Here is a 16,484-nt window from a genome sequence, read left to right as displayed (position 1 = left end):
ACAACGGGGATCAGTAGATGAAGCGCGACACCGCCGCCTGCAACTCGTTCGACATGCGCGACAGCTCGGCCGCCGAGCGCTGCGCGTCACCGACCGACTCGGCGGTCGTGCGGGCGTTCTCGGCCACGCTGGTGATGCCCTGGTTGATCTGGCCGGTGGCGTTGGCCGCCTCGTTGACGTTGCGGTTCATCTCGGCCGTGGTCGCGCTCTGCTCCTCGACGGCCGACGCGATCGTGGTCGTGTAGTCGCTGATGTGCCCGATGATCTCGCTGATCTCGCCGATCGCGTTGACCGCGAGCCCGCTGTCGTTCTGGATCGCCTCGACCCGCTTGGCGATGTCCTCGGTGGCCCGCGCCGTCTCCTGGGCCAGATCCTTGACCTCGCCGGCCACGACCGCGAAGCCCTTGCCCGTCTCGCCGGCCCGCGCCGCCTCGATCGTCGCGTTCAGCGCCAGCAGGTTCGTCTGCTCGGCGATCGCGGTGATCACCCGGATGACGTCGCCGATCTCCCGGCTCGACTCGCCCAGCGTGCCGATCGTCTGGTTGGCCGACGCGGCCGCGTTGACCGCCTGCCCCACGACCTCGGCCGCCGAGTTGGCGCTGTGCGCGATCTCGGCGATGGCCGAGCCCATCTCCTCCGAGCCCGCGGCCACCGTGTTGACGCTCAGCGACACCTCCTCGGAGGCGGCCGAGACCCGCCGGGCCTGATCCGAGGCGGTGGCCGCGCCCTCGCTGATCTGGTTGGCGATGACCGAGGTCTGCTCGGCCGCCGCGGCCAGGCTCTGCGAGGCGGAGCCGACCGAGGCGACCACGTCGCGGGTCTGCTGCTGGGCCACCAGCAGCATCGCGGCCATCTCGCCGACCTCGTCGCGGCCCTTCACGTCGACCGTGGCGGTCAGGTCGCCGTTGGCCATGGCGGTCAGCGACGCTTTGACCTTCCCGAGGCGTTTGACGATGGCGGAGGCCACGTACGCCCCCAGGCCGATCGCGGCGATGAGACCCACCACCAGGAAGATGATCTGGAGCCGGCGGGCGTCCGAGGCCGCGGTGGCCGCCTCCTCCGAGCGGGCCTTGGCCTGCTCGAGCTGGGCGTTGTTCTCGGCCTCGACCGCGTCGGAGGCGTCCGACATCAGCGGCAGCGCGGTGTCGCGGTAGGCGTTCTCGAACGCCTCGTACCGGTTGGCCTTGGCCAGCGGGATCATCGTGTTCTCGCCGACGTCGACGAAGCCGTTGAACGCCTTCTCGAACGCGTCCACGTTCTCGCTGTTCACCGCGCCCGAGCGATAGGCCGTCAGCGCCTCGTCGAGCAGCTTCTGCCGGTCGCTGATCTCGCCGGCCAGCTTGGCCTGGACCTCGTCGGTGGCGATGCCGTACTCGAGGTAACGGGCCCGGATCGCCTGCGAGTTGCGCTGGATGGCCGACAACTGGGTCAGCGGAGCCACATTGTCCGTGTACAGAAGCTTGGTCTTGTCGTCGAGCGTGGAGATCGCGACCAGACCGGCGATGCCGATCGCCAGCGCGGCCAGCGCCGCGACCCCGATCGCGGCCTGGATCTTCATCCCGACCTTCAAGTTGTCGAACCAGCCGCCGCCAGCACCGTCAGACATGCCGCACCCCTTTCACCCCAACTACTGTGGGTCCTGGGAGCGCCTCAACTGGCCCAAATTGAGAATTCTGCGCATTGAAGTCCCGTGTTGACGATCGCTCAACATCCCGGCGCCCTATCGTCCTGGCATGCCTCAAGAGCATCTCGGAGCACTCGCTGCTCATCTGGCCCATTGGGTACGCCGCCTGATGCCACCCGGCCCACGCCAGGACACCCTGACCACCGGCCTGGAGCAGGTGTTCGGTGACCGCCGTGACCCGGTGACGGCCGGGACGTGCCGCGAGCTGGAGCTGCACTGTCAGAAGACGGCCCGCCACCTCGAACTGCACTTCGACCCGGACGGCACCGCGCCCCCGGACGAGCACGCCCCGGGCTGGCCGCCGCCCGACCCGGCCGCCGTCCGGCGGCGCGCCGGCGGCATCGCGGCCGTCCTCCGCCGGGACGACGGCAGCTGCGAGATCCGGATCGATGGCCTCGAACCCGTGGGCTACGCGTTGCCGTACCTCCAAGCCGCCTTCGATCTGGCCCGGGAAGCGAGCAGCCTCGTGCTCGACCTGCGGAACAACGGGGGCGGCGACCCGGGCACCGTGGCCGTCATCGCCGGCCGGCTGCTGGGCGAGAGAACGCCGGGCGCCGCCGACCACGTCACGCCGGTCCGCCTCAGCCCGCGGGTGCTGGGGCTGCTCCCCGAGGCCACCGTCGTCGACGCGGTGACCGGGACGAACTGGGAGCAGACCGGGGTGCGGGCAGGGCCTTAGGACAGGGCTACCCCGCTGCCGCCCGATCCTGCCCGGGGTGGAAGACGTTGCCCTCGTGCGGCTCGATCTTGCGGCGGGACAGGCCGAACGTGCGCATCATCGTGGTCACCAGCGCGTCGTAGACCGGTGGCAGCGCCACGAAACCGAACTCGATGACCCGGTTGGCCAGGCCCACCGACACCTCCGGCCGCGGCTTGCCGGCCTGCCGCAGAATCGCCGCGGCCACCTTCTCCGGCGACGCCACCGGCGGGGGCGGGCTGCCCACCCGCCCGGCGTAGTTGGCCGCCCGCTGGTAGATCGGCGTGTCCACGCTGCCCGGCGCCACCGTGCACACCGTGATCCCCGGCGCGTCCCGGGTCTCCTGCCGAAGCGTACGGATCAGACCCCGCAATCCCCACTTGGCCGTCACATACGCCGACATGTAAGGCACGGTCACGTGGGCCAGCAGGGAACTGCACAACACCAGCGTGCCCTGGCCGTCCTGCTGCCGGAACACCCGCAGCGCCGCCCGCGCCACGTTGGCCGCGCCCAGCAGATCGGTCGTGACGACCTTGTCGAAGACCGCGGGCGGAAGATCTTCGAATTTCCCGTACGCCATGACGGCCGCCGTGTCGACCCAGACATCGATGCGGCCGTACGCCTTCACCGCCACCGAGGCCAGCGTGTCCACCGAGGCCGCGTCCGCGATGTCGGTGGGAACCGCCAGTCCCCCGGTCGCTTCGGCCACCGACGACAGTGCGGACGACCCCCGGGCCGCCAGCACCACGCGATCGCCCCGGCGGGCGAAGGCGAGCGCGGCGGCCCGGCCGATGCCGCTGGAGGCACCGGTCAGGACAACCACCTTGCTCACGGCTTCAGAACGACCTTGATGCAGCCGTCCTCCTTGTTCTTGAAGATCTCGTACGCGTGCGGGGCCTCCTCCAAGGGCAGCCGGTGCGTCACGAGATCGTCCACCCCGAGCGGGTCGCCGTCGCCGGTCAGGATCGGCAGGATCTCGTCCGACCAGCGCCGCACGTGGGCCTGGCCCATCCGCATCGTGACGCCCTTGTCGAACAGGTCCATCATGGGCATCGGGTCGGCCTGACCGCCGTACACCCCGATGATGGAGACCGTCCCGGCCCGCCGCACCGTCGCGAAAGCCGTTGTCAGCGCGGCCATCCGGTCGAGACCGAAGGTGTCGACCGCCTTGCGGGCGACCGCGTCCGGCAGCTTGCCGGCCGCCTTGATCGCCGCCGACTGGAACGGCGAGCCGTGCGCCTCCATGCCGACCGACTCGATCACGCTGTCCGCGCCCCGGCCTTCCGTCAGCTCCAGAACCGCCGCCGGCACGTCGTCCTTGGACGCGTCGACGACCTCGATCCCGTGCCGCCGGGCCATCTCCAGCCGCTCCCGCACCAGGTCGGAGGCGATGACCCGCCCCGCACCCAGATGACGGGCGACCCGGGCGCTCATCTGCCCGATCGGGCCGAGCCCGGTCACGAACACCGTGTCGCCGGGCTGGATGTCGGCGTATTTCGCGGCCTGCCACGACGTGGTCAGCACGTCGGAGAGGAACAGGTAGTGCTCGTCCGGCCGGCCGTCGTCCGGCACCTTGATCGGCCCGAAGTGGGCCTGCGGGACGCGGAGGTACTGCGCCTGTCCGCCGGGCACCTGCCCGTACAGCTTGGTATATCCGAACAGCGACGCGCCCTTTCCCTGATCCTTGTTCTGGGTCGTCTCGCACTGGGCGTAGAAGCCGCGCGAGCACATCCAGCAGGACCCGCACGAGATGTTGAACGGGATCACCACCCGGTCGCCCGGCTTGATGTGGGTGACCTCGGCGCCGACCTCCTCGACGACGCCCATCGGCTCGTGACCGAGGATGTCACCCTGGTCGATGTACATGCCGAGCACGTCGTAGAGGTGAAGGTCGGAACCGCAGATCGCGGTGGACGTCATCCGCACGATGGCATCGGTCGGCTGCTCGATCCTGGGGTCGGGGACCGTCTCCACCGAGACCTTGCCGGTGCCCTGCCATGTCAAAGCTCTCATGCCATTTTGGGTGCCCCGATGGTGAGCAGATAATCCTCCGCCTCCGGACTCCAGCGCAGGCCGACCGCGCCCGAGGTGTCGGCCGCCCGCACGAACTGCAGGAAGCTGCGGTAGCCGAGCTTCTTCTCGGTGAAGCCGGGCTCGGCCTTGCGCACCTGGTTCTTCAGCCCCGACAGCGCCACCGAGCCGTCCGGCCCGGCCAGACCCTCCACCACCCCGCGCAACAGGGCGAACGCGGCCTCCCGGTCGCCGTGCTCGGGCAGCGACACCTCGGGGTCGGAGCCGCCGCTGAGCTCGACCACACCGTCGCCGGCCAGGTGGCGCAGCAGCTCACCGAACGAGCGGAAGCCGTAGTCGGCCTCGTTGAAGGTGGGGTCCTTGCGCAGCAGGGTCCGCTTGAGGCGGGACGCGGTGATGGTGCCGCTGACGCTCTGCGCGACCAGCGCCGGCAGCGCCTCGACCTCGCGGGCCGGCGTCTCCACCTCGGGCGCGGGCTGGGCCACGCCCTCGAGCCGGTCGTAGTAGAGGAACTCGTCGCAGGCCGGCGGCAGCAGGGCCGAGGTGGTCTTCTCGATGCCCACGCCGATCACCCGTTTGTTGAGCTCGCGCAGCTTGGCCACGAGCGGGGTGAAATCGCTGTCGCCGGTGCCGAGCACGAAGGTGGAGATGTAGTCGCGCTCGAAGGCCAGCTCCAGCGCGTCGACGACCATTTTGATGTCGGCCGCGTTCTTGCGGGAAGCGCCCATGCGCTGCGGAATCTCGATGAGCTCGACGTGGGCGCGGGTCAGCATGCGCCTGTCCTCACCGAAGAACGACCAGTCGGCGTACGCCCGCCGCACCACCACGCGCCCGCGCTCGGCCAGGGCGTCGGTCACCGGCCGCAGGTCGAACGGGTGGCCGGCGAGGGTCTCACGCGCGCTGATCGCGAGGTTCTCGTAGTCGAGGAACATGGCGATCCGCTCTTCTTGATCCACGCCGATCAGCCTAGTCGGTTTATAGTTGCACCCTCCGTGCAATATTCATCAACGTCAATGGGGTGTGACCGTGCGCCGACTTGTGCTCCTGCTCGCCCTTCTGATCTCCTCACTTCTCCCAGGCCTTCCCGCGTACGCCTCCACGCCGCTCCGCCCGGTCGTCTTCGTACACGGCAGTGCGGGCTCGGCCGCCCAGTTCGCGACCCAGGCCAAACGCCTCGCCGCCAACGGCTACCCCATCGCGATCATCGAGGCCCACGAGTACGACTCCCCGAACATCGCCACGATCCTCCCGTCCGTCTACACCGGCCTCGACGCCCGCATCACCCGCCTGCTGGCCGACACCGGCGCCACCCAGGTCGACCTCGTCGCCCACTCCCTCGGCACCTTCGTCTCCCAGGGCTACCTGAACTCGTCGCCCGACCGTGCCGGGCGCGTCGCGCATTACGTCAACCTCGACGGCCGTACGGCCACCGCCCCACCCGGCGGCGTCGACACCCTCGCCATCTGGGGCGAGGGCGACCAGTCCCGGGCCGTCACCGGCGCCCGCAACGTCTACCTACCGGACCAGTCACACACGCAGACCGTCTCCTCGGTGGAATCCTTCCGGGCGGTCTTCTCATTTCTGCGCGGCGCTCGACCCCGTACCACCGCTGTCGTCCCGACACCCGTCGCGCACGTCTCCGGCCGGGCCGTCATCTTCCCCAGCAACGCCGGCGCCGGCGGCGACGTACAGGTCTTCGACGTCACCCTCGGCCGCCGCCTGAAGCACACGGTCCCTGTCGCTTCGGATGGCTCGTTCGGGCCCGTGCCGCTGTCGCCGCTCGCCCGCTACGAATTCGTGCTGGTCCGCCCCGGCACGGCCGACCACCACTTCTACTTCCAGCCGTTCCTGCGATCCGATTCCTTCGTACGCCTCCTGGCCGGCCGCCCCGGCGAAGGTGTCGGCGCCCTCATCGAGACCTCACCCGCGCACACCGCGCTGACCCTCAACCGCCAGAAGGAATGGTGGGGCTCGGCCGACAAGCTCTACGTCAACGGCCGCCAGATCCTGAACGAAGCGAACGCCCCACGCGCCAAGCGGGTCATCGGCGTCTTCGCCTTCGACCAGAACAGCGACCGCGTCACCGACCTGACCGCCCCGCTGCCCGCCATCTACGCGCAGACCTTCCTGACCGGCATGGACGTCTACATCCCGGCCCACCGCCTGGTCTCGGTCGTGGTGGCCCACCGCGGTGGCGGCTGGGAGTCCACGATCCTGCCGGCCTGGCCCTCCGACCGGCACCGCGTGACCATCAACGTCAACGACTACTGATCAGCACTCGATCACGTTGACGGCCAGCCCACCCCGCGCCGTCTCCTTGTACTTGATCTTCATGTCGGCCCCCGTCTCCTTCATGGTCTTGATGACCTTGTCGAGGGAGACGTGGTGCCGCCCATCACCACGCAGAGCCATCCGCGCCGCGGTGACGGCCTTGACCGCCGCCATGCCGTTGCGCTCGATGCACGGAATCTGCACCAGCCCACCGACCGGATCACAGGTCAGCCCCAGGTTGTGCTCCATGCCGATCTCGGCCGCGTTCTCCACCTGCTCCGGCGTGCCACCGAGCACCTCGGTGAGCCCCGCCGCCGCCATGGCGCACGCCGACCCGACCTCACCCTGGCAGCCCACCTCGGCCCCCGAGATGGACGCGTTCTCCTTGAACAGCATCCCCACAGCACCGGCGGCCAGCAGGAACCGCACGACCCCGTCCTCGTCGGCCCCCGGAACAAAGTCGATGTAGTACCGCAGCACGGCCGGAATGATCCCGGCCGCCCCGTTGGTCGGCGCGGTCACCACCCGCCCACCGGCCGCGTTCTCCTCGTTGACCGCCATGGCGTACGCCGTCAACCACTCCATCGCATGCTCAGCCGGCCGCCCCGCCGCCCGAAGCTGCCGGGCGGTGGCCGCCGCCCGCCGCCGAACCTTCAGCCCACCCGGCAGAATCCCCTCGGCGCCGAGCCCGGCATCGACACACTCACGCATCACAGCCCAGATCCCGAGCAGGCCCGCCTTCACGTCGGCCTCCGACCGCCACACGGTCTCGTTGGCCATCATCAGCCGCGAGATCGACCACCCGGTCTCCCCCACCAGCCCGAGAAGCTCGCCCCCACTGCCGAAGGCATAGGGCAGCACAGTGTCATCGGCCCGCACTCCGCCACTGGCCTCATCGATGACAAACCCACCACCGACCGAGAAGTACGTCTTGGCGAACAGCTCGGCCCCATCAGCGTCAAGCGCCACGAACGTCATCCCGTTCGGATGCCCCGCCAGAGCCCGCCGCCGATGAAGCACAACGTCGACCCCGACTTCGGTGCTCCCCAGAAGGCGCAGCCGGCCGGTGGCGTGAATGTGCGCGGCCCGCGCGTCGGCACTCGCCACGTCGACACCCTCAGGCGTCTCCCCTTCAAGCCCGAGCAGCACCGCCTTGGGCGTACCGTGCCCGTGCCCGGTGGCCCCGAGCGACCCGAACAGCTCCGCGCGCACCAGAGCGGTCCGCGCACTCAACCCACTGTCGGCGAGCCGCAGAGCGAACATGCGGGCGGCGCGCATCGGGCCCACGGTGTGCGAGCTGGACGGCCCGATGCCCACGGAGAAGAGGTCGAACACAGAGACGGCCATGACGGCGTGAGGCTCCTCATCGAGGTCGGCCTCCCCCGCTCTGTCATGGGTGCCTGAGAGCTTCACCGCCCGCGAACGGACGGCTTGCACCGTGGGCGCAGAACGCCGGCCGCGTCCTGACTTTCCAGAGTCGCCTGACCGCCGCGGTACCGGGGCCTGAGAGATTCTGAGGGAGAAGTTGCTCCTTCGGCGCCCCGCAACAGCGGGAACTCTCCCGCAGCGGTTCGAACAGCGATGTTCGGTTGTGTCACTCCAACGCTAGCCGCCGCGCCGACCGAGGGTCAAGAACGCCCAGCTGAACGCCACGAGACCCCACCGGTTCCGCCCGGTGAAGCGCCCGCCGACCGCCCCGTCCGTTCGCCTTCGCTGCCCCACGGCCGTTGTACACAAGCGCACACACCCTCAGGCATCCTAGGAACCTGGGTCGGTTTCCTCAGACACGGCAGGGAGGGTGCGCGGAAGCTCGGCGAGCGGCGCGAAAAGACGCGAGAGGGCACGGCGCGAGGGAGCGCAGGGCTAGGGAGCGCAGGGCTAGGGAGCGCGGGGCGAAGGAGCGCCGGACGAACAAGCACGGGACGAACAAGCACGGGACGAACAAGCGCGGGGCCCTGGGGCGCGGGGCCCTCAGGCGCGAGGCACAAGAAAGCGCGGGGCCCTCGGGGCGCGAGGAAGGACGCGGAGGCGGGACGCCGGACGCTGAGGCCGGACGCGAGAAGACGGGGCGCATGGTGCGAAGCGCGAGGCCGACAGCGCGGGGCGTGAGGCGCGTGGAAATAGGGCGTGCGGCAAACGGGGCGCGAGGAGACAGGGGCGCGAGGAGACGGGGGCGGGCAGTGAGGGGTGGGCGCCGGGCGGCCGGCCCGAACGGATATCCGGGCCGGCCGCGAGCGGGAAGGGTCAGGCAGCGGAGCAATAAGTGGACTGCTTGCCGATCACCTTGTACGGGCAGTCGGCGACCTCGGCCAGCAGGAGGGCCGCCTCCTTGTTGCGGGTCGTCTCTCGCGTGATCACGCTGGCCGGTGGGTAGAAGCCGCCGGCTGAGGCGCTCGTCGGGTACATCTCGAACGTGTAGGCGAAGATCTTGTGTGTTCCCCACAGCCAGTCGAGCAGGTCGCCGTCCGTCACGTACAGGTCGCTCGACTGCTCCGGGGTGTAACGGTTCGTCGCGGCCATCTGGCGGCCGAACGTCGAGAACGTGTTGTAGTCGTCCGCCGTCATGCCCGTCGTCGTGTTGGCCGTCGTGTGGCCGAACGGCCACAGGACCAGCTCCGAATACGTGTGGAAGTCCATCGCGGCACCGATCTGCTGGCGCCCTCCGACGACCCGGCTGTTCACGAAGTCGCGGATGGCCCTCGTCTCCGGTGTCGAGAAGGCCGACGGGCCCCGGTACGTCAGCGACGACGGCGTGCCCGACGATCCTCCGCAGCATCCCCACTTGTAGCCGTAGTTGCGGTTCGGGTCGGTGCCGACCGCCGACGAGCCGCTGTTCGGCTGGCGATTCTTGCGCCACGAGCGGTAGCTGCCGGTCGCGATGTCGTACTCGGCTCCGTCCGGGTTCACCGACGGTACGATCCAGATCTCGCGGGAGTTCACGATGTTCCGGATTCGGGTGTCCGAGGCGTACGACGACGTGTACAGCTTCAGCAGGTAGATCGCCATCTCCACGGTCAGGTGCTCACGCGCGTGGTGGTTGGCGTCGTACAGGACCTCCGGCTCCGCCTCGTCGGTGCCCACGTTGTCGGAGATCTTCACGGCGACGATGTCGCGGTTCTCGTACGACTTGCCGATGACCCTCTTGCTGGCGATCGCCGGATAGGCGGCCACCACCTGGTTCACGTCGGCGATCATCTCGCTGTAGTTGTGGTAGGGCGCGTCGGAGGGCGGGAAGTCCAGCGTCGTCAGCACCGGCTGCACGGTGAAGCCCTGCCGCTGGAGCTCGCGCACCTCCCGGCCGGTGGCCGTGATCTCGGCCACGCCGTGCTGGATGGCGTCGATGGCCGCGCCCGCGCGGGCGATCGCGTTGCGCTGGGCGGCGGTCCTCACGTCGTACACCTCGAACTGCCCGGGAATCTCGGAGCCGGACGGGGCGGCCGAGACCGGCCCGGCGACGAGGAAGGCCGAGCCGAGCAGCAGGAGCGCTGTCAGGAAGCCAAAGCGTCGTCTCATGCCCGTAGCCCACCACCAGACATCGATCAACAGCAATGTCTGCGGCCATGCCAATCGATACCTCCCCACCGCGTGATGGTTAGGGTGATCAGGTGACGACGCTGCGCGGACGGGCGCATGAGCAGGCCGTCCTGACCGGCCTGATCGAGGCGGCGCGGTCGGGGCGCAGCGGCGTGCTCGTGCTGCTGGGCGAGGCCGGCGTCGGAAAGACCGCGCTGCTCGACGAAACTGTCAAAGAAGCCGGCACGATTCGGGTCGACGGCGTGGAGGCCGAGCGCGAGCTGCCGTTCGCCGCGCTCCATCAGCTCTGCGCCCCGCTGTTCGACCACCTCGAGAAGCTGCCCGAGCCGCAGCGCGACGCCCTGCGCACCACGTTCGGCCTGCGGGACGGCGTCGCCCCCGAGCCGTTCTTCGTCGGCCTGGCCGTGCTGTCGCTGCTGTCGGAGGCGGCCACCAGCAAGCCGTTGATCTGCGTGATCGACGACGCGCAGTGGCTCGACCACGCGTCGGCACAGACGCTGGCCTTCGTGGCCCGGCGGCTGCTGGCCGAGTCGGTCGTGATGATCTTCGCGGTGCGGACCCCGGCCCCGGAGACCGTGCACAACCTGCGCAGCCTCCCCGAGCTGCGGATCGAGGGCCTGCGCGATCCGGACGCCCGTGAGCTGCTGGCGTCGGTCGTGCGCTGGCCGCTGGACGAGCGCGTGCGCGAGGCGATCCTGGCCGAGGCCCGCGGCAATCCCCTGGCCCTGCTGGAACTGCCGGGCGGCCGGGCCGGTGGCTTCGCCGTGCCGGACCTCCGGAGCCGGGTCGAGGAGAGCTTCGCCCACCGCGTCGACGACCTGCCCACCGCCAGCCGGTTGTTGCTGCTGCTGGCCGCGGCCGACCCGGTCGGCGACTCGGCGCTGCTGTGGCGGGCCGCCGCCGAGATGGGCATCGGCCGGGCCGCGGCCGATCAGATCGAGGTGGCGGGCCTTCTCCAGATCGGCGTCCGGGTCGTCTTCCGCCATCCGCTCGTACGCTCGGCGGTCTACCGCTCGGCCCCAGCCGCCGACCTTCGCCGCGTCCACGCCGCCCTCGCCGCCGCCACCGATCCCCGGGCCGACCCGGACCGGCGGGCCTGGCATCACGCGCTGGCCACCGACGGCACCGACGAGGAGGTGGCGGCCGAACTGGAGGCGTCGGCCGGCCGCGCACAGGCCCGGGGCGGGCTGGCCGCGGCCGCGGCGTTCCTGCAAAGGGCGGCGGAGCTGACAGATGATTCCGTACGCCGGGCCGACCGTGACCTCGCGGCGGCGCGGGCGACCTATCTCGCCGGGTCCCTCGACGAGGCGTCCGCCCTGCTGAACCGCGCCCAGGCCGGACCGCACGACGAGTTGCGGGCGGCCCGCGCCGACCTGCTCCGGGCTCAGATGGCGTTCGCCTCCCCCAGCCGCAGCCAGGAGGCGCCGGCCCTGCTTCTTCAGGCGGCCCGCCGCTTCGCCCCGCTCGACGTGACCCGCTCCCGCGACACCTATCTCGAGGCGTTCTCGGGCGCCGTCCTGGTCGGCCGCTTCGCCGGCTCGGCCGGCCTGGCCGAGGTGGCTACCGCGGCCCGTTCGGCCCCTCGCCCGCACGCCGGGCCGCGCGCCGCCGATCTGCTGCTCGACGGTCTGGCGCTGCTGTTCACCGACGGCTTCGGGGCGGGCGCGCCCCCCGTCCGGCGCGCCCTGGCCGATCTGCGCCGCGGCGACGTCGCGGCCGAGGAGGCCATCCACCTCATCTACGTGGTGTCGCACGCCGCCCACGCCGTCTGGGACGACGAGGTGTGGCAGGCCCTCACCCACCGTCACCTGCGGCTGGCCCGGGGCGCGGGTGCCCTGGCCGGCATGTCGTACCTGCTCTACCAGCGCCTCGCCCTGCATCTGCACCAGGGCGAGCTGGCCCAGGCCGCCGCGCTGGTCGAGGAGGTGCAGGTGGTCGGTGCCGCCACCGGGAACGTCCAGCCCGACGTGGCCGCCCTGGCCGTCGCCGGCTGGCGGGGCCGCGAGGCCGAGGTGGCCCGGCTGACCCCGGCCGTCACCGCCGCCGTCACCGCCCGGCACGAGGGCGCCGTGCTGACCGTCGTCCATCTGTCGAACGCCGTGCTGCTCAACGGTCTCGGCCGTTTCCCGGAGGCTCTGGCGGCGGCGGAGCGCGCCACGGCGTACCCGCTGGAAACGGGTTTTGCGAATTGGGCCCTGGTCGAGCTGGCCGAGGCCGCCGTCCGCGCCGGCGACCGCGAGGCGGCCGGGCGGGCGCTGGAGCGGATCGCCGCGCGGGCCGAGCCGAGCGGCACCGACTGGGGTCTCGGCGCCGAGGCCCGCGCGCGTGCCCTGATCACCGGCTCCGAGGATCTTTACCGCGAGGCGATCGACCGCCTGGCCCGCTGCCGCGGCGCCTTCTCGCTGGCCCGGGCCCATCTGGTGTACGGCGAGTGGCTGCGCCGGGAGGACCGCGCCGCCGACGCCCGTGTGCAACTGCGCACCGCTCACGACATGTTCGTCTCGTTCGGTGCCGACGCGTTCGCCGCGCGGGCCCGCCGGGAACTGAGCGCGACCGGCGAGACGGTCCGCGGCCGCACCCCGAAGGCCGCGACCCGGCTCACCCCGCAGGAGGGCCAGATCGCCCGCCGCGCTCGCGACGGCCAGACCAACGCCGAGATCGGCGCCGAGCTGTTCCTGAGCTCCCGCACGGTCGAATGGCACCTGCGCAAGATCTTCGGCAAGCTCGGCGTGGCCAACCGCCGCGAGCTACGCGACGCGCTCTAGCTCGGCCAGCGCGTCCTCCGGCAGTTCGAGGGACGCGGCCGCCATGTTCTCGCGCAGGTGCGCGACCGACGACGTGCCCGGGATGAGCAGGATGTTCGGGGCCTGGTGGAGCAGCCAGGCCAGGGCGACCGCCTTCGGCGTCCGGCCGAGGCGGGCCGCGACCGTGTCGAGCACGCCCGACTGCAGCGGGTTGAAGCCGCCCAGCGGCCAGAACGGAACGTACGCGATGCCCTGCTCGCCGAGCGTGGCGATCAGCTTCTCGTCGCCCCGGTGGGCGACGTTGTACCAGTTCTGCACGGTGACGATCGGCGCGATGCCCTGTGCCTCCACCACCTGGGCCTCGTCGACGACGGACAGCCCCAGATGCTTGATCAGGCCCTCGCGGCGCATGTCGGCCAGCGCGCCGAACTCCTCGGCGATCGAGCCCGGCACCGGCGAGTGGCCGTCGGCGCCGCCGCCGACGCGCAGGTTCACCACGTCGAGGGCCTCGACGCCGAGGGTGCGCAGGTTGGAGTGCACCTGCTCGCGCAGCTGCGACGGCCGCCGGGCGTGCAGCCAGGCGCCGTCCTCGCCACGCACCGAGCCGACCTTGGTGACGATCCGCAGACCCACCGGATAGGGCGCGAGCGCCTCCCGGATGAGCTCGTTGGTGACGTGCGGCCCGTAGAAGTCGGCGGTATCGATGTGGTCGGCGCCCAGCTCGACGGCGGTGCGGAGCACGGCGATCGCCTCGTCGTGGTCGCGCGGCGGCCCGAAGACGCCCGGACCGGCGAGCTGCATCGCCCCGTACCCCATGCGGTTGACCTCGAATGCGTTCATGAGATCAAGAGTCGCCCCGGCCCGGCCCGCCGGTAAGAGTCCCGCTCGTCCTGGGAACGGCAGGGCCACCCAACGGGCCTACTTGTCTCCGAGCAACCGGGTGGCCAGCACCGCGGCCTGGGTGCGGCGCTCCAGGCCGAGCTTGGCCAGCATGCTCGACACGTAGTTCTTCACCGTCTTCTCGGCCAGGAACATGCGGGAGGCGATCTCGCGGTTGGTCAGCCCCTGCGCCACGAACTCCAGGATCTTGCGTTCCTGATCGGTGAGCCCGGCCAGCTCGCGCGGCTGCTCCACGCCGTTGCGGATGCGCTCGAGGACCCGCTGGGTGACGGCCGGGTCGAGCAGCGACTGCCCCGCCGCGACCCGGCGCACCGCGTCGACCAGGTCGGTGCCGCGGATCTCCTTCAGCACGTAACCCGACGCCCCGGCCATGATCGCCGCGAAGAGAGCCTCGTCATCCTCGTACGAGGTCAGAATGAGCCCTTTGATCGACGAGTCGACCGCCCGCACGTCACGGCACACGTCGATGCCGTTGCCGTCGGGCAGGCGCGCGTCGAGCACGGCCACGTCGGGCCGCAGCGCCGGAATGCGGCGGGCGGCCTCCTGCGCGGAGCCGGACTCGCCGACCACCTCGATGTCACCGCCGGCCTGGAGGAGGTCGATGAGGCCGCGGCGGACGACTTCGTGGTCGTCGAGGAGGAAGACTCGGATCACACTTCATTCCTACCGCCCCGCCCCATGACGTACCAAGGGCCTAAGGACCCTAGTCTGACGGTCATGGCCGAGAGCACTCCTGACCTGCCGTCCCTGGGGCTTCGACCGCTTTCCCGGGTACGCCTCGACGAGCTCCTGAAAGAGATGCTGGACCGCGTCGGCGAGGTGATGACGAGCCGCGAGCGCCTGCGTGCCCTGCTCGACGCGGTGGTCGGCATCGGCACCGACCTCGACCTGCGCAGCACCTTGCAGCGCATCGTCGAGTCGGCCTGCGCCCTGGCCGGCGCCCGCTACGGCGCGCTGGGGGTGCTGAACGCCGACAGCTCGGGCCTGTCCGACTTCATCACCCACGGCATCGACCCGGTGACCCACGCGGCAATCGGCGACCTGCCGCACGGCCGCGGCGTCCTGGGCCTGCTGATCACCGACCCGCATCCCGTGCGCCTTCCGGACATCACCCGGCACCCCAACTCGTACGGCTTCCCCCCGCACCATCCGCCGATGCACAGCTTCCTGGGCGTGCCCGTGCGTACGAGGGACCAGATCTTCGGAAATCTGTACCTGGCCGAGAAGCAGGGCGCCGACCAGTTCTCCGAGGACGACGAGGAGATCGTGGTCGCCCTGGCCGCGGCGGCCGGCGTGGCCATCGACAACGCCCGCCTGTTCGCCCTGGCCCGCCGCCGGGAACGCTGGCTGGCGGCCGCCGCCGAGATCACCGGCGTCCTGCTCGGGACGGTCCGCCGCACGGAGGCGCTGCGCCTGATCGCCCGCCGGGCCCGCGAGGTGGCCGGCACCGAGCTGGCGATGGTCCTGCTGTACGACGAGCAGGCGGCCCGCTACACGATCGAGGCGGCCGACGGCCTGAACGCCGACTGCCGGCTGATGGAGGGCCGGGCGGTGGCGGCCGACCTTTCGGGCCACGACACCATCGACAGCCTGGCCGCCGCGGCCGACTGGCCCGGCCCGGTGCCGTCGGGCCCGGCGCTGGCCGCCCCGCTGGCCGCGGCCGGCTCCCGCCGGGGCGTCCTGATCGTCACCCAGCCCGCCGACCGCGCCCCCGACGCCGAGGACGCGGTGCTGCTGTCCACGTTCGCGGGTCAGGCCGTGCTCGCCTTGGACCGGGCCCGGGCGCAGGAGGAACGCGAGCAACTGGTGGTGCTGGAGGACCGTGAGCGCATCGCCCGCGACCTGCACGACGTGGTGATCCAGCGCCTGTTCGCCACGGGCATGCAGTTGCAGGGCGCGGTGACCCACGCGGCCCGCCCGGAGGCGGTGAAGCGCATCAACGCGGCGGTGGACGACCTGGACGCGACGATCAGGGACATCCGCCGTTCGATCTTCGAGCTCCGGGCCCCCGTGGGCCCTTCCCTGCGCGCCGAGATCAGCAAAATGGTCCAGGAGGCCGCCGAGCCCTTGGGTTTCCGCCCCGTCCTGGACACCACCGGCCCGGTGGACAGCGCCGTCCCCGACGACGTGGTCCCCGAGCTGCTGGCCGTCCTCCGGGAGGCCTTGGCCAACGTGGCCCGCCACGCCCGGGCCACGGAATGCCGCGTCTCCCTACGGGCCACCGGCGACGAGGTGATCCTCCAGATCGAGGACGACGGCATCGGCTTCGACCCGTCGCTGGCCCGGGGCGGCCTGGCCAACATGTCCGACCGGGCCCAGGACCTGTCCGGCTCCTTCGAGGTGACCGCCACCCCGTCCGGCACCGGCTCCCTGCTGACCTGGCGCGCCCCGCTCTAGAACCGCCACTCGCCGGCACGCGCCCTTACGCCGGCACGCGCCCTTACGCCGGTTCGCGAACGCCGCCCTCGTCCCCGTCGTCGGGCATCGGTTCGACGGGCGCTTCCGGCAGTTCGTCCGGCGCGCCCGGCAACAGCTCCGCGGGGTCGTCGGGCACGGGTTCCCGCGGGTCGATGGGCGGGTACTCGTCGGGGTTGAGATCGGGCTGCGTCATGACCACATCATC

At 71.1% G+C, this 16,484-nt stretch carries 12 protein-coding genes, 1 pseudogene and 2 riboswitches; of the genes and pseudogenes, 4 read left to right on the top strand and 9 right to left on the bottom strand.

Annotated features, from left to right (window positions below):
* Positions 1-10: 10 nt before the first annotated feature.
* Positions 11-1,606, bottom strand: a complete 1,596-nt coding sequence (locus tag ACQP2X_RS20825; RefSeq protein WP_498699389.1) for a methyl-accepting chemotaxis protein — start codon at positions 1,604-1,606, stop codon at positions 11-13.
* Between the two features lie 127 nt (positions 1,607-1,733).
* Between ACQP2X_RS20825 and ACQP2X_RS20820 the strand changes: the two genes are divergently transcribed.
* The gene (locus ACQP2X_RS20820; protein WP_498699387.1) at positions 1,734-2,363 is read left to right on the top strand and encodes a S41 family peptidase; all 630 of its coding nucleotides are present in this window, start codon (positions 1,734-1,736) and stop codon (positions 2,361-2,363) included.
* A gap of 7 nt (positions 2,364-2,370) precedes the next feature.
* Here ACQP2X_RS20820 and ACQP2X_RS20815 read toward each other — a convergent pair whose 3' ends face one another.
* From ACQP2X_RS20815 to ACQP2X_RS20805, 3 genes are read right to left on the bottom strand one after another with little or no spacing between them, the layout of a single operon-like run.
* Entirely contained in the window at positions 2,371-3,213 is an 843-nt protein-coding gene (locus ACQP2X_RS20815; RefSeq protein ID WP_498699386.1) for an SDR family NAD(P)-dependent oxidoreductase, read from the bottom strand.
* A complete protein-coding gene (locus ACQP2X_RS20810; RefSeq protein ID WP_498699384.1) occupies positions 3,210-4,394 on the bottom strand; it encodes a zinc-dependent alcohol dehydrogenase in 1,185 nt (394 codons plus the stop codon). Before ACQP2X_RS20810 ends, ACQP2X_RS20815 begins: the two co-directional genes overlap by 4 nt.
* The gene (locus ACQP2X_RS20805) at positions 4,391-5,368 is read right to left on the bottom strand and encodes an NYN domain-containing protein (RefSeq protein ID WP_498699382.1); all 978 of its coding nucleotides are present in this window, start codon (positions 5,366-5,368) and stop codon (positions 4,391-4,393) included. Before ACQP2X_RS20805 ends, ACQP2X_RS20810 begins: the two co-directional genes overlap by 4 nt.
* A gap of 70 nt (positions 5,369-5,438) precedes the next feature.
* Between ACQP2X_RS20805 and ACQP2X_RS20800 the strand changes: the two genes are divergently transcribed.
* The gene (locus ACQP2X_RS20800) at positions 5,439-6,683 is read left to right on the top strand and encodes an alpha/beta hydrolase (protein ID WP_498699380.1); all 1,245 of its coding nucleotides are present in this window, start codon (positions 5,439-5,441) and stop codon (positions 6,681-6,683) included.
* Here the strand turns inward: ACQP2X_RS20800 and ACQP2X_RS20795 are convergent, their stop codons facing one another.
* Together ACQP2X_RS20795 and ACQP2X_RS20790 are read right to left on the bottom strand one after the other, a co-directional pair.
* The gene (locus ACQP2X_RS20795; RefSeq protein WP_498699377.1) at positions 6,684-8,030 is read right to left on the bottom strand and encodes an L-serine ammonia-lyase; all 1,347 of its coding nucleotides are present in this window, start codon (positions 8,028-8,030) and stop codon (positions 6,684-6,686) included.
* A gap of 30 nt (positions 8,031-8,060) precedes the next feature.
* Positions 8,061-8,164, bottom strand: a riboswitch (glycine riboswitch).
* A riboswitch (glycine riboswitch) is annotated at positions 8,165-8,257 on the bottom strand.
* A gap of 682 nt (positions 8,258-8,939) precedes the next feature.
* Positions 8,940-10,196 (bottom strand): annotated as a pseudogene (locus tag ACQP2X_RS20790) (M14 family metallopeptidase); the annotation flags it as partial.
* A gap of 92 nt (positions 10,197-10,288) precedes the next feature.
* Between ACQP2X_RS20790 and ACQP2X_RS20785 the strand changes: the two are divergent.
* A complete protein-coding gene (locus tag ACQP2X_RS20785; protein WP_498699375.1) occupies positions 10,289-12,982 on the top strand; it encodes an AAA family ATPase in 2,694 nt (897 codons plus the stop codon).
* Here the strand turns inward: ACQP2X_RS20785 and ACQP2X_RS20780 are convergent.
* A complete protein-coding gene (locus tag ACQP2X_RS20780; protein WP_498699372.1) occupies positions 12,965-13,801 on the bottom strand; it encodes an oxidoreductase in 837 nt (278 codons plus the stop codon). The genes ACQP2X_RS20785 and ACQP2X_RS20780 overlap by 18 nt on opposite strands.
* Positions 13,802-13,879: 78 nt before the next feature.
* Entirely contained in the window at positions 13,880-14,515 is a 636-nt protein-coding gene (locus ACQP2X_RS20775) for a response regulator (protein WP_097328517.1), read from the bottom strand.
* Between the two features lie 63 nt (positions 14,516-14,578).
* Between ACQP2X_RS20775 and ACQP2X_RS20770 the strand changes: the two genes are divergently transcribed.
* Positions 14,579-16,258 (top strand): GAF domain-containing sensor histidine kinase, encoded by a 1,680-nt coding sequence (locus tag ACQP2X_RS20770; RefSeq protein ID WP_498699370.1) that lies wholly within the window; start codon positions 14,579-14,581, stop codon positions 16,256-16,258.
* Between the two features lie 43 nt (positions 16,259-16,301).
* Here ACQP2X_RS20770 and ACQP2X_RS20765 read toward each other — a convergent pair whose 3' ends face one another.
* Positions 16,302-16,472 (bottom strand): hypothetical protein, encoded by a 171-nt coding sequence (locus tag ACQP2X_RS20765; RefSeq protein ID WP_498699368.1) that lies wholly within the window; start codon positions 16,470-16,472, stop codon positions 16,302-16,304.
* Positions 16,473-16,484 lie beyond the last annotated feature (12 nt).

Source organism: Actinoplanes sp. CA-131856 (genome assembly GCF_050956135.1).
Classification (GTDB): Bacteria; Actinomycetota; Actinomycetes; order Mycobacteriales; family Micromonosporaceae; genus Actinoplanes.
The sequence above is the reverse complement of the archived record's forward strand: the minus strand, read 5'-3'. Positions and strand labels throughout refer to the sequence as shown.